17 protein-coding genes and 1 pseudogene are annotated in these 21166 nt (G+C 53.8%); 10 read left to right on the top strand and 8 right to left on the bottom strand.

The window, feature by feature from the left end:
* Window positions 1-408: 408 nt before the first annotated feature.
* The gene (locus TRICHSKD4_RS14615; RefSeq protein WP_009759741.1) at window positions 409-1281 is read right to left on the bottom strand and encodes a LysR family transcriptional regulator; all 873 of its coding nucleotides are present in this window, start codon (window positions 1279-1281) and stop codon (window positions 409-411) included.
* A gap of 86 nt (window positions 1282-1367) precedes the next feature.
* On the opposite strand from TRICHSKD4_RS14615, the gene TRICHSKD4_RS14610 reads away from it, so the two are divergent.
* The 5 genes and pseudogenes from TRICHSKD4_RS14610 to TRICHSKD4_RS14590 all read left to right on the top strand — a co-directional run bounded on the left by TRICHSKD4_RS14610 (window position 1368) and on the right by TRICHSKD4_RS14590 (window position 4989).
* Window positions 1368-1781: a VOC family protein gene (locus TRICHSKD4_RS14610; RefSeq protein ID WP_009759740.1), complete on the top strand. Its 414-nt coding sequence runs from the start codon at window positions 1368-1370 to the stop codon at window positions 1779-1781.
* Window positions 1778-2740 carry a glyoxylate/hydroxypyruvate reductase A gene (locus TRICHSKD4_RS14605; protein ID WP_009759739.1) on the top strand — a complete coding sequence of 321 codons (963 nt, stop codon included), beginning with the start codon at window positions 1778-1780 and terminating at the stop codon, window positions 2738-2740. The genes TRICHSKD4_RS14610 and TRICHSKD4_RS14605 overlap by 4 nt, the downstream gene beginning before the upstream one ends.
* Before the next feature lie 108 nt (window positions 2741-2848).
* A pseudogene (locus TRICHSKD4_RS14600) lies at window positions 2849-3665 on the top strand (sugar phosphate isomerase/epimerase family protein).
* A gap of 160 nt (window positions 3666-3825) precedes the next feature.
* The gene (locus TRICHSKD4_RS14595; RefSeq protein ID WP_009759735.1) at window positions 3826-4542 is read left to right on the top strand and encodes a cytochrome c biogenesis CcdA family protein; all 717 of its coding nucleotides are present in this window, start codon (window positions 3826-3828) and stop codon (window positions 4540-4542) included.
* A gap of 24 nt (window positions 4543-4566) precedes the next feature.
* Window positions 4567-4989, top strand: coding sequence for a thioredoxin family protein (locus TRICHSKD4_RS14590; protein WP_009759734.1), 423 nt, complete (start codon window positions 4567-4569; stop codon window positions 4987-4989).
* Window positions 4990-5063: 74 nt separating this feature from the next.
* On the opposite strand, the gene gndA is transcribed toward TRICHSKD4_RS14590, so the two are convergent.
* The gene (gene gndA / locus TRICHSKD4_RS14585) at window positions 5064-6509 is read right to left on the bottom strand and encodes an NADP-dependent phosphogluconate dehydrogenase (RefSeq protein ID WP_009759733.1); all 1446 of its coding nucleotides are present in this window, start codon (window positions 6507-6509) and stop codon (window positions 5064-5066) included.
* Window positions 6510-6733: 224 nt separating this feature from the next.
* On the opposite strand from gndA, the gene TRICHSKD4_RS14580 reads away from it, so the two are divergent.
* From TRICHSKD4_RS14580 to TRICHSKD4_RS14570, 3 genes are read left to right on the top strand one after another with little or no spacing between them, the layout of a single operon-like run.
* Window positions 6734-8305, top strand: coding sequence for a trimethylamine methyltransferase family protein (locus TRICHSKD4_RS14580; RefSeq protein ID WP_009759732.1), 1572 nt, complete (start codon window positions 6734-6736; stop codon window positions 8303-8305).
* A 51-nt stretch (window positions 8306-8356) separates the two neighbouring features.
* Window positions 8357-10792, top strand: coding sequence for an FAD-dependent oxidoreductase (locus TRICHSKD4_RS14575; protein WP_009759731.1), 2436 nt, complete (start codon window positions 8357-8359; stop codon window positions 10790-10792).
* Between the two features lie 40 nt (window positions 10793-10832).
* Window positions 10833-12200 (top strand): Xaa-Pro peptidase family protein, encoded by a 1368-nt coding sequence (locus TRICHSKD4_RS14570; protein WP_009759730.1) that lies wholly within the window; start codon window positions 10833-10835, stop codon window positions 12198-12200.
* 32 nt (window positions 12201-12232) lie between these two features.
* On the opposite strand, the gene TRICHSKD4_RS28225 is transcribed toward TRICHSKD4_RS14570, so the two are convergent.
* From TRICHSKD4_RS28225 to TRICHSKD4_RS14555, 3 genes are all read right to left on the bottom strand, one after another.
* Window positions 12233-12577: a hypothetical protein gene (locus TRICHSKD4_RS28225; RefSeq protein ID WP_009759729.1), complete on the bottom strand. Its 345-nt coding sequence runs from the start codon at window positions 12575-12577 to the stop codon at window positions 12233-12235.
* Window positions 12578-13044: 467 nt separating this feature from the next.
* Window positions 13045-13479: a GFA family protein gene (locus TRICHSKD4_RS29390; protein WP_009759727.1), complete on the bottom strand. Its 435-nt coding sequence runs from the start codon at window positions 13477-13479 to the stop codon at window positions 13045-13047.
* Between the two features lie 87 nt (window positions 13480-13566).
* Window positions 13567-14478, bottom strand: a complete 912-nt coding sequence (locus tag TRICHSKD4_RS14555; protein ID WP_009759726.1) for a LysR family transcriptional regulator — start codon at window positions 14476-14478, stop codon at window positions 13567-13569.
* Window positions 14479-14630: 152 nt separating this feature from the next.
* Here TRICHSKD4_RS14555 and TRICHSKD4_RS30805 point away from each other — a divergent pair, with 152 nt between their 5' ends.
* A complete protein-coding gene (locus TRICHSKD4_RS30805; protein WP_009759725.1) occupies window positions 14631-14768 on the top strand; it encodes a hypothetical protein in 138 nt (45 codons plus the stop codon).
* 61 nt (window positions 14769-14829) lie between these two features.
* Here TRICHSKD4_RS30805 and TRICHSKD4_RS14550 read toward each other — a convergent pair whose 3' ends face one another.
* From TRICHSKD4_RS14550 to TRICHSKD4_RS14540, 3 genes are all read right to left on the bottom strand, one after another.
* Window positions 14830-15672: a phosphate/phosphite/phosphonate ABC transporter substrate-binding protein gene (locus TRICHSKD4_RS14550; protein WP_009759724.1), complete on the bottom strand. Its 843-nt coding sequence runs from the start codon at window positions 15670-15672 to the stop codon at window positions 14830-14832.
* Window positions 15673-16009: 337 nt separating this feature from the next.
* The gene (locus TRICHSKD4_RS14545; RefSeq protein WP_009759723.1) at window positions 16010-18442 is read right to left on the bottom strand and encodes a Tex family protein; all 2433 of its coding nucleotides are present in this window, start codon (window positions 18440-18442) and stop codon (window positions 16010-16012) included.
* A gap of 131 nt (window positions 18443-18573) precedes the next feature.
* The gene (locus tag TRICHSKD4_RS14540) at window positions 18574-19695 is read right to left on the bottom strand and encodes an ATP-dependent RecD-like DNA helicase (RefSeq protein WP_009759721.1); all 1122 of its coding nucleotides are present in this window, start codon (window positions 19693-19695) and stop codon (window positions 18574-18576) included.
* A 265-nt stretch (window positions 19696-19960) separates the two neighbouring features.
* On the opposite strand from TRICHSKD4_RS14540, the gene TRICHSKD4_RS28215 reads away from it, so the two are divergent.
* Entirely contained in the window at window positions 19961-21130 is a 1170-nt protein-coding gene (locus tag TRICHSKD4_RS28215; protein ID WP_009759720.1) for a hypothetical protein, read from the top strand.
* The last annotated feature ends 36 nt before the right edge of the window (window positions 21131-21166 follow it).

Genomic DNA, 21166 nt, shown 5'->3' with positions numbered 1-21166 from the left:
AATGATTTTTTGACTGTGTCTTGAGCCAACGCACCTATGTGTCGCTAAACAGAGCGCAACTGCTTTGTGTGGAATCAATCCCGCAGGAGACCGCATTGTCGCTCTTCTTGCTCAACAAAAGACTTTCCACCCGCATGAGTGGACCGATGGAAACGCACACATTCTTTCAGATGCCAGTTTCCACCTACACGATTACTATCATTGCATTATGAGACTTGAGATACAACAGTTCAATTTGCACTAAGTTGCCGTATATTTTTATTATTTCAAATGAACCGACATTTACGACACTTTTTTACGTAAATGCGCCACAGAACGATGATTAGTTTCCCAAAACCCAAAAACGCTCAACAGCTCAGACCTACCGAAACTGCGTGGACCAACGTCATGTCCTTTGCATGCGCATATCTATGTCACGGTGATTAAAGCGCTCCGACGCGCAAGCTCAAAAATGAGGACGGACTTCGGATCACCTCTGTTTTCAGCCCGTCTGACAAAGACAATATCTCTTTGGATGGATTCAGCTCTCTCAAAAGGACAAACCATCATCCCCGGATAGTGCTTCTCCATACCATTCCAAACAGGCAAAATCGCCTGCCCCACCCCTTTTTCAACCATCAAGGCAATGGTTTCCGGTGAATCCAATTCACAGAGAACCCTCGAGCCGCTTATTTGGCAAGCCAATACCTTATTGGCCAATCTCCCGCCCCACGAACCTCGGTCGTATATAATCCATGGAAGACTAGAAACGCTGTCCGCCTCCGTCGTTTTTGGAAGGACATGCGCAAATGGCTGTTTGACCAAGGGATCAAGCAGCATAGACTTCGATGGCGAAAAAGGCGGATCAACAACAAGCGCTGCGTCCAGATCTCCTGCTTCAACTCGAGCATAGAGCTCTTTGGAGCTGCCGGGGAGAACCCTCAGGTCAGCTCTCGGCGCTTTGTAACCGAACCCTTGAATGACATCCGGCAAAATATCGAAGAGAGCCGTCGAAATTGCCCCCAGGCGAAAACCACCACTGAGGCCGGTTGGATCAACGGATCCTACGAGCCGCTCAGCCTCGCGAACCAGTCGTCCAGCGTCAGGCAACAAGCGCAAGCACTCCGCTGTTGGGCTCGCTGTATGCGCTGACCGATTTAAGAGCGTACATCCAAAGCCCTGCTCCAGCACACGAATACGCTGGCTGACGGCTGCAGAAGACAGGTTCTGCTGTCGTGCCGCAGCAGCAATTGAACCTGTTTCAACAACAGCCAAAAGACTTTTTAGAAATCCTATATCCAACACTTTTTCCTATGCCTAGAGACAGAATAAGACACTAATACCTTTGATGACACTTTGCTATAATACCTCGAACACAGGAGGTTTCCATGAAATCAGCTTTCCACCTCGCCTATCACGTCACTGATCTTGACGAGGCGCGCACCTTTTACGGTCAGATTCTGAGATGCAAAGAAGGACGAAGCACTGACACCTGGGTCGACTTCGATTTCTTCGGCCACCAAATTTCGCTCCATAAAGGCACGCCATTTGAGACGGCCAACACCGGCAAGGTCGGTGAACATATGGTCCCCATGCCACATCTCGGCGTCATTCTGGACATGAGCACATGGAAAAGCCTCGCCTCCAAATTGGAAGCTGATGACATTGAATTCGTGATCAAACCGACCATCCGGTTTGAGGGAGAACCGGGAGAACAAAGCACTATGTTTTTTCGCGATCCGTCAGGAAATCCGATAGAGATAAAAGGGTTTGCAGATGAAAGCGGAATTTTTGCCACATGACAGCCCCTGACACCTTGCCAGTCATACCATTTGTATCGGAAGCCGAAGGCGGAGAACGCCGGGCCTGGCAATCCGCTCTGCCGGAAGCTCTAAGCAGGATTGGTATCGTCAAACCTTTCGAGGAGCTGACGGCGGCAGAAAAAGACACTGCACGCGTGGCCATTGTTGCCAACCCAGATCCGACAAAAGTTGCGGAGCTCAAAAACCTGGAATGGGTGCAAAGCTTGTGGGCGGGCGTGGAACGTCTCGCAGCTGACCTTCCGGTCGATGGCCCACAGATCGTACGCCTCATGGACCCGCAAATGGCAGACACCATGTCAGAAGCGGTTCTGGCTTGGACGCTTTATTTACACCGGGATATGCCGATCTACGCCGCTCAACAGAAACGCAAGCATTGGCAACAACGGGAATTGAAACTGCCATCAGAACAGACAATCGGCGTTTTGGGCCTTGGAAAATTGGGCCAGGCTGCGGCACAGAGGCTGGCGGACAATGGGTTCAACGTCATAGGCTGGAGCAGAAGCCCGAAATCCATCGATAATCTCGATTGCCAATCCGGTCCAGATGGCTTCGACATTGTTCTAAAAATGGCAGATATTTTGGTTCTTCTTATGCCACTTACTTCAGAAACACGTGGTCTAATCGGCAGCAAAGAACTCCAAAAATGCCGAAAAAGCGTGAAATTGATCAACTTCGCCCGCGGCCCAATTCTGCAGGATGCAGCTTTGTTGGAGGCTCTCGAATCCGGTCAGGTCGAACACGCAGTTCTTGATGTATTTGATGAAGAGCCGTTACCAGAAGACCATCCCTATTGGGATCAAGAGAACGTAACGGTCTTGCCCCACATCTCGGCTCCGACAATTACCAGTACGGCCTGCACAATCGTCGCTTCGAATCTGAAGATCTATTTCGAGACTGGCACCATTCCCAAAAGTGTAGATCGTATGAAGGGTTATTGACAGAAAGTCCCCCATTGACAGAAAGTCCCCCAGTCCGGGGAAACCGTCGCAAAACTGTCAAGGCTCACCGCCTATCTGCATGGATGGAAACACTCTGGGGACCATGACATGACCGATCTTCCCGTTTTGGGCGCAGCCTTGACCCTGAATTCCTTCGCCAAGCATCGTGCACTCATGCTGGAAAAGCAGAGGGATCTCGAAATACAGAACTTTGTCAGCGCCGAAGTTCTCAACGGGGACCTTCAATCAGCAATCGCCGAGGCGAACAAGGTTCTGGACGGACATGTTGGCCGGCTCGGCATTCACGGCCCATTTTGGGGGTTCGCAGTAGATACAATGGACCCGGAAGTTCGAGACATCGTACGCAAGCGGCTTCTACAGGGCTTAACGGTGTGTGAGGGTATCGGCGGAACACACATAGTGGTTCACAGTCCTTATTCCACTTGGGATTTCAACAACCTCGACAATTACGACCGGGCCCGGGATCAAAAGATAGAACTTTGCCATCTCACAATGAAGGATGCGGTCAAGCGCGCCGAAGACATCGGCTGCACACTCGTGATTGAAAACATAGAAGACAAAAACCCGGACGACCGTCTGCACTTGGCCGACAGTTTCATTCACAGGCAGTAGCCGTTTCCATCGACACTGGGCACGCGCACTATGCACACGGCAGCACTGGCGCCCCCCCGTAGACTATTTTATCAATCGCGCCGGCAATCGTCTGAAACACATCCATCTGCAAGATGCTGACGGGTATGCCGACCGCCACTGGGCCTTGGGCAAAGGAAATATTCAATGGACTGCCGTGTTCAGAGCTTTGGGCAAACTGGAAAGCAACCCGCGTTTGATCATCGAACTCCGCGATCACGATGACATGCCAAAATCCATCGCCAACATGGAGGCTCTTGGCCTAGCGCAATAATCACGTCCGGCGCAGGCCCCCAGCACAGCCCAGTAGCCCACCTCACGATCCCGCACGGACTTGTGAAGTTCTGTTAGCGGACAGCAGTGTCATCCAGCATTATCTCTTTTCCTAACGCCGGACACAGACCGGCCTAGATGCGATAAGAAGGTGGTTTGCAATGATTGAATTGCCGCTGGCGTATTTGGCTGGGCTTTTGACGCTTATTAATCCGTGTGTCTTGCCGGTTTTGCCGATCGTTTTGGCATCTGCATTAAACACAGACCGCCGCGCGCCTTTGGCTCTTGCTGCAGGCATGAGTGTATCATTCGTGACCATCGGCATGCTGATTGCCACTGTTGGATATGCGATCGGCTTGACGGAAGACATTATGTCAAAGGTCGGAGCCAGCCTGATGATCGCATTTGGGTTGGTTCTTCTGGTTCCTGCATTTGCGCACCGATTTGAAATGGCCGCTGCCGGTTTTTCCGGCTCCGCTGGCCAACGGATGCAAGAAACCGATACCAACAGTCTGTTCGGTCAGTTTCTCGGAGGTGCATTGCTTGGCGCGGTCTGGTCCCCCTGCATTGGGCCAACCTTGGGCGGAGCAATTGCGCTAGCCTCACAAGGACAAAACCTTGTTTGGGCCGCCATGATCATGTGCGCCTTCGCACTCGGCGTTTCCACTTTGATTATCGGCATTGGCTACGGCGCAGGCCACACAATCCGCCAGCGCGCGGAAAGCTTGCGCGGTCTGGCCGAGCGGTCAAAACCGATCATGGGGGCGGTGTTCATCACAGTCGGCATGCTCCTGCTCTTCAACGTTCACCACATCATCGATGAATGGGCCATCGGCGTCCTGCCGATTTGGTTTCAAGACCTGTCTGTTCGCTTCTAAACTTACCGAAAAAGGACGTCTACTATGAATCGTCGTCACTTCATCTCCACAGCCACTGGCCTTGTTTTTGGTGCAGCTGTTGGTTTCGGCACGGCTCACGCTGGCAGTGAGCTGGACTACAAACCAGGCCTCATAAAAAGTCACCTCGATGCCGGGAAAACTGTTTTTGTAGATTACTCAGCTTCGTGGTGCGGAACATGCCAACGGCAGGCGCGCGTCATCAATGATCTCCGCAAAGCCAATCCTGCCTATGATAAGGCGATGGTCTTCGTCCGGGTTGATTGGGATGATTTCAAGACACACGAGGTAACAACCTCACGCCAGATCCCGCGCCGGTCTACGCTTCTCGTTCTCAAAGGTGACGAAGAGCTCGGGCGCATTGTGGCAGGAACCAGCGTGGAACAGATCAAGGGCCTTATGGATGAAGGCGTCGCTGCAGGCAGCTAATCACCTCCCAGTGAACCAAGCAAGGAAATCCCGGCTTCAAACCGGGATTTCTTCTTTTAAAGTCCATGCTCAGATCAGTTGCCCAGCGCCCAAGGGCCATGGAATCCGGAACCGTCCTTGTCGGTGCGCTCGAACCCGTGCGCACCGAAGAAATCCCGCAGCCCCTGCAACATGTTCGCTGTAGAGCGCCCCGTCCGCATGACGTCGAAGTAAGAAAGGGCCGCTGATAGTGCAGGCACAGGCAGCCCGTTAAGGACAGCAATCGAAACAAGTTCGCGCAGCGCTTGATGTGTTTCCTTCAACTTCTCTGCAAAGAACGGAGCAAACATCAGGTTTCGATTTGGATCTTCACCGAGCGCCGTTGCCATGTCGTTGAGCATTGCAGAGCGGATGATGCAGCCATTGCGCCAAATACGGGCAATCTCCGGCAGAGGCATCGACCAACCATACTGCTTGGCGGCTTCCAGAATAAGACCGAAGCCTTGTGCGTAACAAATGATCTTGCCTGCCACCAATGCGGCTTCAATCATCTCCGGTGTAACTGGATGACCACCAAGTTTTTGAGGAGCAGCGCCGAACACCTCCTGCCCCTGCTTCCGCTCATCAAGGCGCGCTGACATGTTCCGGCTTGCTACAGCTGCTTCAATCGTGCTGGCAGGCGTACCAAGCATCAAAGCTTCAATAGCCGTCCAACGGCCTGTGCCCTTCTGTCCAGCTGTATCCAGAATGATGTCCAGCATAGGCTTACCGGTTTCCGAATCATTGGTCCCCGCTACCTTGGCTGAGATTTCAATCAAGTAGGACTGGAGAATACCTTCATTCAGCTTGGCAAAAACATCACCAATTTCTGCGGCGCTCGATCCCAGACCATCGCGCATGACACCATAGACTTCAGCAATCATCTGCATGTCTGCATATTCAATGCCGTTGTGTACCGTCTTGACCAGATGACCTGCCCCGGCAGTTCCCAAAAAGGCAGCGCAGGCCTCACCTTCATATTTGGCCGAAATGGCTTCCAGAATATGCCCGACCTGATCCCAGGCATCTTGCGCTCCACCACCCATGATGGACGGTCCGTTGCGCGCTCCCTCTTCACCACCGGAAACGCCAATCCCCATAAACCGCGGCCCGTCACCGCCCTCGGCCTCTTCAGCGCGACGGTTTGTGTCGTGATAATTGGCATTGCCGGCATCAATGATGAGATCATCACGGCTCAGCAATGGTTTTAACGCTGCAATTTGCGCATCGACCGCCTCTCCTGCCGGCACCATTAAGATGATCGCCCGCGGCGGTTTGATGGCCTCCACAAAGCTCTTCAGATCAAGCGCAGGCACAATGTTCTTTGCCAGCTCGCCAGCTTCTTCATGAAAGGCTTCCGTGCGCTCTGACGTCCGATTGAACACGGCAATGGGAAAGCCCTTTTCCGCAATATTCAGCATCAGATTTCGCCCCATGGTACCAAGGCCGATCAAGCCGATTTGAGCAGCAGATTGTGCGGGCGAAATATCGGAAGAAGACATCAAAAGGCCTTTCGGGAATGAAGTGAGCGGAGGGTGAGAGCGGTTTACCCGATCAAACCAACCACGGCAATCGTCTCAAGCAGCAAGAACAGAACAGCAAGCTAATATTCGAAACAAAACACCACGTCGTAGATACCTTGGACATGTCGCTTTTAAGCGATGGCCATTTTTGAATGTTTCGTTCTAATCCGGAAAGAGCCAACTGTGATCAGAGGGAGCAAAAAATGGTCGGCACCGAAACGGCGAACGCACCCTCATCAGAAGGACGACGAGGCAGACGCAGACGCTCTTCAAATGCGTCTGCTCCAAACCCGTTCCCACAAAAACCGTTCTGCCAACCCCGGCATGTCTATAGCCCTATAGAAGCAATCTCGGCAGACGAGTTGGAGTCAATCCATCAGGCCTCCCTCACCGTTCTGGAAGAAATCGGCATCGACTTCCTGCATGAAGAAGCCAAGGCAATGCTCAAGGCGGCAGGCGCGGATATCGAAGCAAACGGTGATCGCGTGCGCATGGATCGCGGCCTTGTGGAGAGCCTGATCGCCAAGGCACCAGAAAAATTCACCGTCCACGCCCGCAACCCGGCACACAACATAGAGCTTGGCGGTGATCGCATCGCCTTCTCATGTGTTGCCAGTGCGCCGAACGCGGTTGACCGGGACAAGGGTCGACGCCCCGGAAATCAGGAGGACTATCGAAACTTCCTGAAACTGGCACAGCATTTCAACATCATTCACTGTCTGATGGGCTATCCGGTGGAGCCAGTCGATCTTCATGCCTCGACCCGCCACCTCGATTGCATCGCAGACATGATCCGCCTGACAGAAAAGGTGTTTCACATCTATTCACTCGGACAGGAACGAAATCAGGACGGATTGGAGCTGACACGCATCGCAATGGGGTTGAGCGAGGCTGAATTCCGCAAGACCCCAAGTGTCGTCAGCGTCATCAATACATCTTCCCCGCTGCGCCTCGACACACCGATGCTGCAAGGGATCATCGAGATGGCGCGGACCGGTCAGGTCAGCGTTCTCACCCCATTCACTTTGGCGGGTGCCATGGCTCCGGTTACGGTGACAGGAGCCTTGGTTCTGCAAAATGCCGAGGCACTGGCGGGAATAGCCTTTGCGCAGCTGGTCAATCCCGGTGCGCCAACCATGTATGGCGGCTTCACTTCCAACGTCGACATGAAGTCCGGCTCTCCGGCCTTTGGAACACCGGAATATATGAAGGCTGCACTCGTCAGCGGACAGCTTGCCCGGCGCTACAAGATCCCGTTCCGCTCCTCCGGCGTCTGCGCTGCCAACACGGTCGATTATCAGGCAGCTCTTGAAACCACCTTGTCGGAATGGGGTGCAGTCAGTGGCGGCGCTCATCTGATCAAACACGCGGCTGGATGGCTGGAAGGCGGATTGTCGGCCGGATTTGAAAAGTTCATCACCGACGTGGATCTGTTGCAGATGCTCGCGGAATACCTCACCCCGCTTGATGTTTCGCCAGAAGCCTTGGCACTGGAAGCAATTGAGGACGTTGGACCGGGTGGTCATTTCTTCGCCACCCAACATACGCAAGATCGCTACAAGGATGCGTTCTACGCACCTGTCGTCTCCGATTGGCGCAATTACGAGACATGGGAAGAAGCGGGAAGCCCAGTCGCATACGACAAGGCAAACCAGCTCTACAAAGACGCACTCAACGCCTATCAGCAGCCCTCCCTCGATCTGGCAATCGACGAGGAACTGACTGCTTTTATTGCCAAACGTAAAGAAGAGGGCGGCGCGCCGACCGACTTTTAGTGAGCGCTAGCTGCGCTCCGGAAAGACCAATTTGAACACTGGGCAGAACGAATGAAAACGCACACACAAGTAGTCGTCATAGGAGGCGGAGTTGTTGGCTGCAGCGTCCTTTACCACCTCACAAAACTGGGGTGGAAAGACGTGGTTCTTGTGGAGCGGGATGAGCTGACCTCCGGATCGTCCTGGCATGCCGCCGGCGGCTTTCATACGCTGAACGGCGACCCGAACGTCTCTCAGCTGCAAAGCTATACGGTGGAGCTTTACAAGGAACTTGAGGAGATCTCCGGGCAATCCTGCGGCCTGCATCTGACCGGCGGCGTGATGTTGGCCGACACCCCGGAACGCATGGATTTTCTGCGGCTTGCGCAAGCCCGAGGACGATATCTCGGCATGGATCTGGAACTCATCTCCGTTTCAGAAGCCAAGACCATGTTTCCGATTCTGGACGAAAAATTCTTCCTAGGTGCCTTGTGGGACCCGATCGAAGGCCACCTCGACCCGTCCGGAACCACCCATGCCTATGCGAAAGCTGCCCGTATCAATGGAGCTGAAGTCTACCGCCACACCAAAGTGGAGGACATGGTCCAAAATCCCGACGGCAGCTGGCAGGTCATTACGTCCAAGGGGACCATTCAGGCCGAACATGTTGTCAATGCAGGCGGTCTATGGGCGCGAGAATGTGGCCGCATGGTGGGGCTGGAACTGCCAATCCTCGCCATGGAGCACATGTATCTCCTGACCGACGAAATGCCGGAGGTCGTTGCCCATAACGAAGCAACGGGAAAAGAGCTGATTGGCGTGATGGATTTTGGAGGCGAAATCTACACCCGTCAGGAAGGCAAGGGCATGTTGCTGGGCACCTACGAGCAGGACTGCCGCCCATGGAGCCCACGCGAAACACCTTGGGACTTCGGCCACGAACTTCTGGAACCTGACATTGATCGCATCACCCCGGAACTTGAAGTTGGTTTTGAACATTTCCCGGCGCTTCAGAACGCTGGCATCAAGCAGATCATCAATGGACCCTTCACCTTTGCCTCAGATGGCAACCCGCTTGTTGGCCCAGTGCGCGGCCTGCAGAACTACTGGGTGGCCTGCGGCGTCATGGCCGGGTTTAGTCAGGGCGGCGGTGTTGGATTGACACTCGCCAACTGGATGATCAATGGCGACCCGGGTTACGACATCTGGGGCATGGACGTTGCACGCTATGGAGACTGGGCAACCCTCTCTTATACCAACGCCAAGGTTCGGGAGAATTACAGCCGCCGGTTCCGCATCCGTTACCCCAATGAAGAACTGCCCGCAGGAAGGCCGCATCAGACAACCCCACTTTACGATCGCATGTTGGCGAAAGGCGCAGTCATGGGAGAAAGTTGGGGTCTTGAAACGCCGCTCTGGTTCGCCCCAGAAGGTGAAAAAGCAGAAGACATCGTCTCGTTCCGGCGTTCCAACGACTTTGAACATGTGGGAGTTGAATGTCGGGCTGTGCGTGAAAGCGTCGGCATTACAGAGATCGCCAACTTCGCCAAATACGAAATCACCGGTCCGGGGGCGGAAGCATTTCTGGATCTATTGATGACCAACACCATGCCAAAGGTGGGGCGCATCATTCTCACACCAATGCTCAATCCGGAAGGAAAACTGATCGGCGACTTCACCATCGCGCGTGTCTCGGAAGAGCATTTCTACATGTGGGGCTCCTCACAAGCCGAAGTCTATCATATGCGCTGGTTTGAAAAGCACATGCCGCAGGATGGCTCGGTAACAATTCGAGCCATCAATCTGGGCTGGGTTGGACTGTCGATCGCAGGCCCGAACGCACGCAAGGTTCTCGACAAGGTCACCGGCGATGATGTTTCCAATGAGGCTTTTCGCTTCATGGATTTCCGCCAAATGGATGTCGCCAATGCGCCCTGCAAGATCAACCGGATTTCCTACACTGGAGACTTGGGCTACGAAATTTGGATGACGCCGGAATTCGAACGTCAGGTCTATGAGGCTTTGATGGCGGCCGGTACCGAGTTCGGTATTCGCAATTTCGGAATGCGCGCCCTTCTGGCACTGCGACTTGAGAAAAACTTCGGCACCTGGTTCCGCGAGTTCCGACCCATCTATGGTCCATTTGAAGCTGACCTTGGCCGGTTTGTGAAACTCAACAAGCCGAATTTTATCGGCAAGGCAGCCGCCGAACAAGAACTTAAAGACGGCCCGAAACGCATGCGTGTTGCCTTCTCATTGGAAGCTGACGACGCAGATGTGATGGGGGATGAGCCGGTTTGGCACACGAACAAGGTCGTCGGCTGGATCACCTCCGGCGGATATGCCCACCATGTTCAACTATCACTGGCTCAAGGATACATCCCGGCAGAGCTGGCAGATGAACTTGGCTCCGGGGCGTTTGAAATCGAAATTCTAGGTCATCGCCGCAAGGCAACAATTCTCAAAGACCCACCTTTCGACCCGAAGGCGGAACGGATGCGGATGTAGTTGACACCGACTTTTTGGTGGCGTTGGGAGGCGCTGCTTCATGGACCAGATGTTTGGCCGCCACCGGCGGAAAATCATGCCCGCTGTTTTACCCCAGCACCCAGGCGAGAACGCTGATTATGCAACGCTTGCCGCCTATGCCATGGACAAGGCGTCCGTTCTGAATAGGCATATTCTGGGGTATGGCGAGCTGGCGGAAGGGGAATGGGCAGCGCTTGGGCTAGATGCCCCCGACCTTGATGCCATTCGGGAGTTTCGGCTCGAACGTATCCGCGCCCAACTGAAAGCAAAGGACCTTGCAGCGGTTATCGTTACCGATCCGCTGAATGTGCGCTACGCAACGGACTGCACCAATATGCAGGTCTGGTGCACGCACAACGCGGTGCGCTACGCCTTTGTCCCTCAGGACGGCCCTGTAGTTCTGTTCGATTTCCATAATTGTGAACATCTGGCTGCTCATGCGGATCTGGTTGACGAAGTTCGCCACGGTGTCCCGTGGTTTTATTTTGAGTCAGGCCCTCGATCTGCCGAGAAGGCGGTTGTTTGGGCAAATGAACTGGCAGACCTCATCAAGAAGCACGGAGGCGGCAACACAAGAATTGCAGTCGATAAGGCACGCCAGGAAGGCATTGCTGCACTCAAGAACCATGGATTTTCCATTGCTGATGGTGAGGAGATCATGGAGCTGGCGCGGGCGGTTAAAAGTCCCGACGAAATCAAGGCCATGCGCCGGTCTATCGCGGCCTGCGAAAAGGCAATGGCCGTCATGGAAGAAAACCTCAAACCGGGCATGACCGAATGGGACCTATGGTCAATCCTGCATGCTGAAAACATCCGCCGGGGTGGCGAATGGATTGAGACCCACTTGCTATCCTCTGGGCCGCGCACGAACCCGTGGTTTCAAGAAGCATCTTCCCGCATAATCGAGGCTGGAGACATTGTCGCCTTCGATACTGACCTTGTCGGCCCTTATGGCATTTGCTGCGACATCTCCCGCACCTGGCTGTGTGGAGATGGTCGACCTACAAACGAACAGCGTTCCCTCTATCAAATGGCCGTGGAACAAATCCGCGCAAATATGTCCATGCTAGCTCCCGGCAAAACCTTTAGGGAGCTGTGCCATGAGGCGACCAGCTTGCCGCCGGACTATATAGCCAATCGCTACTCTGTGCTCTTCCATGGAGTCGGACTATGCGATGAATACCCAGCTGTGCCCTATCCGGAAGACTGGGTCTCAGGGGGATATGACGGAATTCTGGAACCCGGCATGGTGGTTTGCGTGGAAAGCTATGTTGGTCGCCACGGCGGGCACGAAGGTATCAAGTTGGAGGATCAGGTCCTCATCACCGACACCGGCCATGAGTGCCTGAGCACCTACCCCTATGATGATCGGCTCATGGGCAGTTAAACAAATGGCAGCGAGGTGACACGCTACGGTTATTAACGCTGCCCTTTGAACTTTCGGCCCGTATAGAAAGACCCGATGCCCGGCCGGCGACGTTTTTCCGCGCCAACTACAATGACCTTTGGCCCCTCATACCGATTGATCCGAGTAATCTCGTTCATGTTGATCGTGAGCGGTGTTTTTCCACCCGGATTAATCACAACATGCTTGACCGAAGGTAGAGCCCTAAAAACCAAAACGCCGTTTTCGTCGGTCACAACGGCCCCATAAGGTTCGCCGTGAATGATACGCGTTGTGTTGGCCTCACCAGCATGAGCGGAAACAACGCAGACCACCGAAACCAATGCCGCGAAAAAGAGAGATTTGACTGACTGAATCATGGTTTTCTCCTGGCGCTTTGCAACACACGCACGGTGAAGAACCGTCACCGTAGGAGAAAAGGTTAACCAACTCTAAATATAAAGGTAAGCCCCTTGCACCTCAAATTTGGCGATGTCCAAAGGCGAGAGCACGTGCACCTAAGCTTGGGCCAGTTTGGTGGAGAAGTTTTTTCTGACCAACACAGAGAAGACCGCCGAATGATGCCCATGCATCATTCGAGGGTTTCTGCACCGATGGCCTGAAAGAGGTGCCCAAGCATGCCTGGACCAACACGCTTCCAGAGATGAAACCAATTGCACTTGATTTTGTCCGCCCTGACGATGTTGCCTTTACCTTGTGGTGTGACGCACCACGGCGTCAAACGTGCCTCGTCAGTACGAACGCTCCCGGCGTTCAAGCGGTTCAAGATTGGGGGACGTGCTCTAGATTAGCCACAGACACGAGGCTGGTCCTGCCAAAATTTAAGTCATTCTGATCTCAACCATGGTTTACCTGCTTCTGCCGCCGCCTGCAGCCCCTTTGGGTGTTTTGGCAAATCATCAGAAAGTGTGAGCCATGGCACCCGTTCTGACCAAAAAATATGGGCTTCTGGCTGATATGCTGATGGGTTTTCCATAGTTGCAGCATAGATATGCGTTTCTTCCGGGAAGACTTCGGTCTCAAACGACAATGGTGAGCCGCAGTCAGAGCAAAAACTACGCAACACCTTAGCCGACGACTGATACATTTGCCGCGGGCCGTTCCAAATCACGGAAGATCGTTCTATGCCAAACCAGCTCACGTAGTCAGATGACGCGGCCTGACGGCAATCTTCGCAATGGCACAAGGCACTCCACAAAATTGGGCCCTTAGCTTGCCAACTGACAGCCCCGCAGTAACAGCGTCCTTTTAATTCCGACATCTCAGCCTACCCGATAGCGATTAGACAACCTGGAAGCCTAAAGCGGTGAATCGGAACGATAGACGCGGATGCGACAAGAATTGGCGTTTAGCCAACACTACCCTGCATCCCCATGGAAAATTCCCGAAAGCACTCCACGACATGGTCAGCAAATGCATGTGTTGCCCGCCCGGCCCGACCACGCTGAGCCATGATGATGTGATAGTTGCCAAGTTCCGGCAAACCATGACGTTCGTCCAGGATCTGTAACGGCGGTTCAACAACACTTGCCGGAAACGGTGCAACGGCCAGATCGGCCACAAGTGCAGCCTCCTGTCCTGCACTGTGAAAGCTCGTGTAGGAAATTCGGTAGTTTTTTCCCGCCTTGTCCAGTGCGGCTCGTGCCTCGCGTCGCCAGGGACATCCGGATGTTGAAACCGCCAACGGCAGCGGGTCACGGTCATAGGCGATGCCACCTTCCAGACCGACCCAGACCAGCGGCTCTGTGAACACGATCTCGCCGATCTTGACCAGCTCACTGTCCGGACGGGCTGTCATCAGGATCAGATCAAGATCTTTGCTCTTGAATTTCTCCATCAGGTTCGGGCTGCCGTCCAAATTCACATCCACATTTACGCCCGGATGTGTGCGAGCGAAACGAGAAAGGAAATTTGGCAAAAGGCGCGTTCCAAAATCTGATGGCGCACCGAAACGCACCTCACCTTCCACCTCCGGTGAGCGAAACAGGGAAACTGCCTCTTCATTCAACATCAAGATGCGGCGCGCATAGCCCAGAAGCGCTTCACCTTCAGGTGTTGGACGAACACTCCTGCCCTCACGAATGAACACAGACGCATCCAAAAGCTCCTCAAGCTTTTTGATCTGCATGGATACAGCAGATGGGGTCCGCCCGACAATATCTGCAGTTTTCGAAAAACTACCGGTTTCGTTGATCGTCAGAAACGTCCGATAGAGATCCATATCGATAAGCGGAATGCCAAAACCGGGGATTTTTTCCATACGATCTTCAGTTCAATTTTTTTGATGCAACCTTTAAATACAATTCGTTTGATTGAATTGCAACCTTAGATCATATCTGCTCGTAAGCGGCGAACGAATTTAGCAGTGGACCGCCTGTTTCCTAAATACACGTCGAGAAGAGGAGAGCGCATATGACGTTCTTGAACCAAATTCTTGGCACCGCTTTGATGGGAGTCGTATCCGGTCATTCCGCTGCCGAACTTGCACAGATGGACAAGACACTCCGTCAAAGTGAAAGCCGCAAGCAAATGGCGTCCGGTCGGAGATAAACCGGACTAACGCTGTTCTATTCGCAGAATTATTAAGCCCGGCCTCGTGAGCCGGGCTTTTTCATATGACCATTCCCAGCTTGAAAATGTCAGCGTTAGCCTCGGCAACAGGTGAATAGTCCTGAGCCTCCAAAATGGAAAACCCGCTGATAAACAGCTTATCCAGCACAGGCTCCATCTTGGGATCCGACAAAACCGAAATTGCCGCATCACGGATACACTCCACTTCAGCCGCCGTTCGCGCGCCCGCTGTCACCCATGGCAACCCGGGCAATGCACGTGTTGGAGTGACAGCGATCAGTTTTGAAGACACGTCTGGCCGGTAAGCCTTGGCCATCGCCCAACTGACAGCATCAAGGCAACAAACGTCTGCTCGGCCTTCAACCACGGCCCGCATCGCCTTGAGTGGAGCTCCTGTTTCAATGATATGGGAGAAAAACGTCCCCTCTTCGACCAGAGGAAGGATGGCATCGATCAAGGCAAGATGATCAGACCGTCCCCCCTGCCCGGAAATAGCTGCAACACCACCGCGCAAGCTCTCGAGGTCCCGTATTTTACTTTCTCGATTAACAAGCACATAGCTCCCTATCTTCGGGCCAATACAACCTTGCGCCGAATAATGTGGGGTAAGCACCAATGACACTTTGCCAGACAGATAGGTGACAAAGGAGTGGCTGCACACCTGGCTCAGAACCAAACCGTTGTCCATCCATCGGTCTTCAAAAGTTCCGTCTGTAGGCCACATTTCAAAAGACATACCCGAAGAGCCAAAACGATCAAGTATGGCTTTCTCCAAAGCCGTTTCAAGGCTGCGGGTCACGGGAGACACCTCGCGCCAATCATACATCGGCATGAAAATGGGCCGCACGGTTGTCAGCGAAGATTGAGCCAGTTGAATGTTCACCGTCCACTCACCTTTCAGGCTCCAGCGAGCTCAGCCACTCACCACTTGAGGTCGGGCCCAACTCACGAGAGCGCACAGCACTCAAATCGTTCAAGTTGCATATTTATTGAACACACTCATTATCAAATCACGCAACCTTTAATTGCATGATAAAACCAGAATTTCTTTTTCGCTACAGATACTTGGCACAAATAACAAGGCGAATAAGCGTATGCTTGGACCGCTTTCTCACAAAGCTGTTGATTATCACACGGAGAAATGTGACAAGGAACCGACCCAAGCGATCCGGCAAGTGCTACACCCGCCAGATCAAGAATCTTTGCAGTCTTCGATGAGCCTATTTTCGGTTCTTGTTCATCGCGGCGGCCAAGGCAGCAGCCATCGCATTGTTAACACCTGAAGACGATCCCGAACTGCCCCGATTATCGCGATCCGGGCGGTGTTCTCTGCCGTGTGCCTTGCCTTTCGGGCCACCTGGTCGACTTGGGCGTTGGCCACGATTTTGATTGCCAGAGCGCTCTTTCTCACTCTGGTAATCAACCTGACTTTTCATGGACATTGAAATGCGCTTGCGCGGGACGTCCACATCCAAAATGGTGACTTTCACAATATCACCCGCTTTGACAACGGTATGCGGATCATCAACAAACCGGTCCGCCAATTGTGAGACATGAACCAGACCGTCCTGATGCACGCCAACATCAACAAACGCACCAAAGTTGGTCACGTTGGTGACGGTCCCTTCCAGCTTCATACCCTGTTTCAGGTCAGAGATTTCCTCCACACCATCTTGCAAGGCAGCTGTTTTGAACTCCGGGCGCGGGTCGCGTCCGGGTTTCTCCAGCTCGCTCAAGATGTCCTTCACAGTGGGCAGACCGAACTTTTCATCGGTGAACTCTGCCGGATCAAGGTCTTTCAAACGCCCGCTATCGCCCATGAGCTGCCGGACATCCCGGCCACAGGCTTTCACAATCCGCTTGGCAAGCGGATAAGCTTCCGGGTGAACAGACGAACTGTCCAAAGGCTCGGCTCCATCTGAAATGCGCAAGAACCCGGCACAGAGCTCAAACGCCTTTGCACCGAGGCGAGGAACTTCCTTCAGCTGTCTCCGGTTTTCAAACCGGCCAATCGCTTCGCGGTGCTCGACGACAGCCTTGGCAAGGCTGTCGCTCAACCCGGAAATACGCGACAACAAGGCAGCCGAAGCCGTGTTGAGATCGACACCCACCGCATTCACCGCGTCCTCGACAACTGCATCCAATGCCCGAGCCAACTTGGTCTGGTTCACGTCATGCTGATATTGCCCAACACCAATTGATTTCGGCTCGATTTTGACCAGTTCGGCAAGCGGATCTTGCAGACGGCGGGCAATGGACGCAGCTCCGCGCAAAGACACATCAATGTCCGGCATTTCCTTGGACGCAACCTCGGACGCGGAATAGACAGAGGCGCCCGCCTCATTGACGATGACCTTGACCGGTCGGCTCGCTGCTGGGATATCTGCCAGCACATCACCGGTCAGCTTGTCCGTTTCCCGACTCGCTGTTCCGTTGCCGATCGCAATCAGACCCACCTTGTGCTTCGCGATGAGTGCCAGAAGAGTAGCCCGTGAGCCTGACACATCATTGCGGGGCTGGAATGGATAGATAGTGGCCGTATCGATAAGCTTGCCCGTTTCATCCACCACGGCCACTTTCACACCGGTTCGAATGCCAGGATCCAACCCGAGCGTGGCCTTGGCACCGGCAGGCGCAGCCAAAAGAAGGTCTTTCAGGTTCTTGGCGAACACGTCAATCGCAGCTTCTTCAGCGCGGTCCCGGAGGGACCCTATGAGATCCAGTTCAAGATGCAGCACCAATTTCACCTTCCAGGCAAAGCGCGCAACTTCCATCAGCCATTTGTCAGCTGGCCGTCCTCGTTCTGCAATTCCATAGGCATCGGCGACCTTGCGAACCGCAGGTGCAATCAGAGCCGGGTCATCGGCATCTGCAACAAGTTCAACCGACAGCACCCCTTCATTGCGCCCACGGAAAAGCGCCAAAGCCCGGTGGCTCGGGATTTTGGAAAGTGCCTCTTCGTAGTCAAAATAGTCTGCAAACTTGGCACCTGCCTGTTGCTGGCCATCGATCACTTTGGAGCGCACCACACCGCGCTGCTGAAGATAAGAGCGCAACTGGCCAACCAGAGATGCATTTTCGGCAAACCGCTCCATCAGGATTTGGCGCGCGCCATCAAGAGCCGCCTTGATATCGGCAACTCCCTTTTCCGCATCAACATATGCCGCGGCTTCCATCTCAGGTGTTTTTGAAGGGTCGTCCAGAAGCAAATCTGCAAGTGGTTCAAGTCCCGCCTCGCGGGCAATCTGGGCCTTCGTCCGGCGCTTCTTTTTATAGGGCAGATAAAGATCTTCCAGCTGAGACTTCGTCTCTGCTCCCTGAATGTTTTTGATCAGGTCATCGGTGAGTTTGCCTTGCTCTTCGATGGACTTGGCAATCGCAACCCGGCGATCCTCCAGCTCCCGCAGATAGATCAAACGTTCTTCCAGTTTGCGCAACTGGCTGTCATCAAGCCCACCGGTCGCCTCTTTCCGGTAGCGAGCGATGAATGGAACCGTGGAGCCTTCATCGAGAAGCTGAACTGCCGCATTGACCTGCGTTGGCTGACACACAATTTCATCCGCAATCCGCCGGGCAATTCGCACGGCCGTATCAGCTGGCAGCGCGGTCCCAGCGCGAGAGGTCGATGGCGCAGATGTCGTAACGTCGGTCATTCAGATTTGGTTCCCTGAAAATCAGAAGGGCTGAAGATACTGGTGAGCTTCATCTGGCAAAAGAGCCCGCGCCAGATCATCCACCGCGAATTCAATCGCTCCAAAGGTTTTGAAGCCAAAATGGAAGGCCCTCAACGGACCACCGTGATCCGCTCCGCAGCACGGGTTACAGCCGTATAGAGCCATCGGTCTCGGTGTTCACGAAACGCCCAGCTTTCATCAAACAAGACGACATCGTCCCACTGCGATCCTTGAGCCTTGTGGACTGTGAGCGCATAGCCATAGTCAAACTCGTCAGCCTTTCGGCGGATCGTGAACGGGATCTGTTCAGCCCCATCCTCGAACATGGCTGGCAAAACCTTTACCTTGACGGTCTGCTTCCCAACCTCATCTTCCGGGACCACATCAAACCGAAGCGTGTTTCCTCGCGGTTGACGCAACCGAGACACTGTCCAAAGTCCACCATTCAAGAGGCCCTTGATTTTGTCGTTGCGCAGGCAAACCAGCTTGTCTCCGACGGCGGGCATCGGGGTGGTGAAGTCTTTCAACTCCCTGATCCGGCCATTATAAAGTCGGCGTGTCTTGTTGGTTCCAACCAGCACCTGATCAGCACCCAGAATTTGCTCCTTGTCGATCTGCCGCCGATTGATAATACAGCTTTCTCCATACTCGCCATATTCCAGCTTGCCGCCTTCACGAATAGTCATGGACATTCGAACAATCGGGTTGTCCTGCGCTTGACGATGAACTTCGGTCAGCATGACATCCGGGTCGGCCTCAGTGAAGAAACCTCCACCCTTGACCGGCGGAAGCTGCGCGGGATCACCAAGCACGAGAACTGGTGTTCCAAAAGACAGCAGGTCCCGACCAAGTTCTTCGTCCACCATGGAGCATTCATCGATGACAATGAGCGAAGCTGTTGCCGCCGCGCTGTCGCGCTTGAGAGCAAACTGCGGCCCCCCATCATCCTCCTCGTCGTCGACCTCTTCTTCTTCCTTGGCCGAACGCGGGCGATAAATCAGGGAATGAATGGTTCCGGCATCTGTGCAGCCCTTTTGGCGCAAAACATGCGCCGCCTTGCCCGTAAACGCACCAAAGACAACATCTCCGTCAATGCCTTCAGCAAGATGGCGGGCAAGCGTTGTTTTGCCAGTACCCGCATATCCGAACAGTCGAAAAACCTGCCGATCCCCCCGCCGCAGCCAAGCAGCGGCTTCACTGAGAGCAGTGTCCTGTTCCGGCGACCATGCCATTACGTGATTCCTGTTTCGTTCTCTTAGTTCCGTGCATACCTCGAATGTGGAAGCTCCACCACCCTAACTGCACTTTTCCACCTCCACATGTGCAGGCCGAGACCCTGCGCCCGCGAAAACGCAACTACTGAGGCTACGTAGTAAAGCCTGCAATTGCCACGCATATCCGGAGGTCAGGATGTGCGTAAAATCCGAATGGTTAGATTAAGGTTTTGTTTATTTTTGGCCGCAGGAAGCTGCCAACTCAGCGACTTTGGAGGAATTCATGGCCTCGGTTGAAAGTTCCAGTGATAGCGGGCGATCTGCAAAAAGCGAAAGCAAAAGCAGCACCTCTGAATCGAAGGAAAAGGGTTTTTCTGAAGCTCTCGATAAAGCCAAAGAAAGCTCAAACAAGCCGGACACCAGCAAAAGCAGCACCAAAAGCGACAGTAAAGACAGAGCTCACGCATCTGCTGATGCAAAACAATCGAGTTCCAAGCCTTCCGACAATTCAGGCAAGTCCAAGTCGTCATCGGAGACGCAAACAACTGCGCAAAACACCAACTCAGAACCATCAGGTAAAACGGAGGCACCTGAGGCGAAGGCCGGAGAAGTCGCCGCAGCCACGGCCAAGGGCTACACGGAAGCTTTAAAAGATAAAAAATTCGGCAAATTCAACACACAAACCAGAACCTGGACCAACGGATCGACGCTGGACAGATATCAAACCGCCAATACGCGGGTCATGAGCGGCATGGTTGGCTCACAAGGCGCCTGGATGTCAGCAAAGAACTCTGGTCCTTTGGCAGGCACACAATTTGAGGTCTATGACCGGAGTGCCCAACGTCATTATGACTACACCCGTCCCACTTCGGCAGTTCAAACGGAAGTCAAAGTCGGAACATCATTTAACGGCAAACAACTTGCTAAGGACATCCGCAGTAGCAACCGGGTGCACTATGACTTTCTTTCATCACCTTTGAAGGATGATTTTCAAACCCGGCAAAACTCAAACGTTGCTCGCGTTCAACGAGCTGCAGTGCAAACCCAAGGCAGAATTTCTGTTACCCAACAGTCCTTCGGCCCCAGCAAAGCAGCCGTTCGCACCCTGCAGGCGACAAGCACTGCTCATGTTGCTCTCAAAGGCGTCAGCCGTGTTGCTGTTCCGGTCGGGATCGGAATTGATGCCTACCGCATTTCCAATGCCTACAAGGCAGATGGAGGGCGTATCGGTCAGCAGACAGGTGAAACGTTGGCGGATGTCGGCGGATCTTGGGGCGGGGCTATCGCTGGCGGGGCAGCGGGTGCAAAGGTTGGAGCTATTGCCGGCACAGCAATCGGCGGCCCAATTGGCACCGCCGTAGGTGCAGCAGCTGGCGGTCTGGTTGGGGCTGTTGGCGGCGCGATTGCCGGAAGCAGTCTGGGCCGGGCAGTGTTCGGCTGGTTTTCGGACTAGCGAGCAGCACTCTCAAAGCTGCAACCACTCTATAAA

Origin of the sequence: Roseibium sp. TrichSKD4 (assembly GCF_000148725.1) — a bacterium.
Classification (GTDB): Bacteria; Pseudomonadota; Alphaproteobacteria; order Rhizobiales; family Stappiaceae; genus Roseibium.
Note: the sequence above shows the minus strand (reverse complement) of the source record. Positions and strands in the feature narration are given on the sequence as shown.

Coding starts and splice junctions, on each gene's coding strand:
- TRICHSKD4_RS14610 (WP_009759740.1), top strand. CDS start 1,368: ATGAAATCAGCTTTCCACCTCGCCTATCACGTCACTGATCTTGACGAG.
- TRICHSKD4_RS14605 (WP_009759739.1), top strand. CDS start 1,778: ATGACAGCCCCTGACACCTTGCCAGTCATACCATTTGTATCGGAAGCC.
- TRICHSKD4_RS14595 (WP_009759735.1), top strand. CDS start 3,826: ATGATTGAATTGCCGCTGGCGTATTTGGCTGGGCTTTTGACGCTTATT.
- TRICHSKD4_RS14590 (WP_009759734.1), top strand. CDS start 4,567: ATGAATCGTCGTCACTTCATCTCCACAGCCACTGGCCTTGTTTTTGGT.
- gndA (WP_009759733.1), bottom strand. CDS start 6,509: ATGTCTTCTTCCGATATTTCGCCCGCACAATCTGCTGCTCAAATCGGC.
- TRICHSKD4_RS14580 (WP_009759732.1), top strand. CDS start 6,734: ATGGTCGGCACCGAAACGGCGAACGCACCCTCATCAGAAGGACGACGA.
- TRICHSKD4_RS14575 (WP_009759731.1), top strand. CDS start 8,357: ATGAAAACGCACACACAAGTAGTCGTCATAGGAGGCGGAGTTGTTGGC.
- TRICHSKD4_RS14570 (WP_009759730.1), top strand. CDS start 10,833: ATGGACCAGATGTTTGGCCGCCACCGGCGGAAAATCATGCCCGCTGTT.
- TRICHSKD4_RS28225 (WP_009759729.1), bottom strand. CDS start 12,577: ATGATTCAGTCAGTCAAATCTCTCTTTTTCGCGGCATTGGTTTCGGTG.
- TRICHSKD4_RS29390 (WP_009759727.1), bottom strand. CDS start 13,479: ATGTCGGAATTAAAAGGACGCTGTTACTGCGGGGCTGTCAGTTGGCAA.
- TRICHSKD4_RS14555 (WP_009759726.1), bottom strand. CDS start 14,478: ATGGAAAAAATCCCCGGTTTTGGCATTCCGCTTATCGATATGGATCTC.
- TRICHSKD4_RS30805 (WP_009759725.1), top strand. CDS start 14,631: ATGACGTTCTTGAACCAAATTCTTGGCACCGCTTTGATGGGAGTCGTA.
- TRICHSKD4_RS14545 (WP_009759723.1), bottom strand. CDS start 18,442: ATGACCGACGTTACGACATCTGCGCCATCGACCTCTCGCGCTGGGACC.
- TRICHSKD4_RS14540 (WP_009759721.1), bottom strand. CDS start 19,695: ATGGCATGGTCGCCGGAACAGGACACTGCTCTCAGTGAAGCCGCTGCT.
- TRICHSKD4_RS28215 (WP_009759720.1), top strand. CDS start 19,961: ATGGCCTCGGTTGAAAGTTCCAGTGATAGCGGGCGATCTGCAAAAAGC.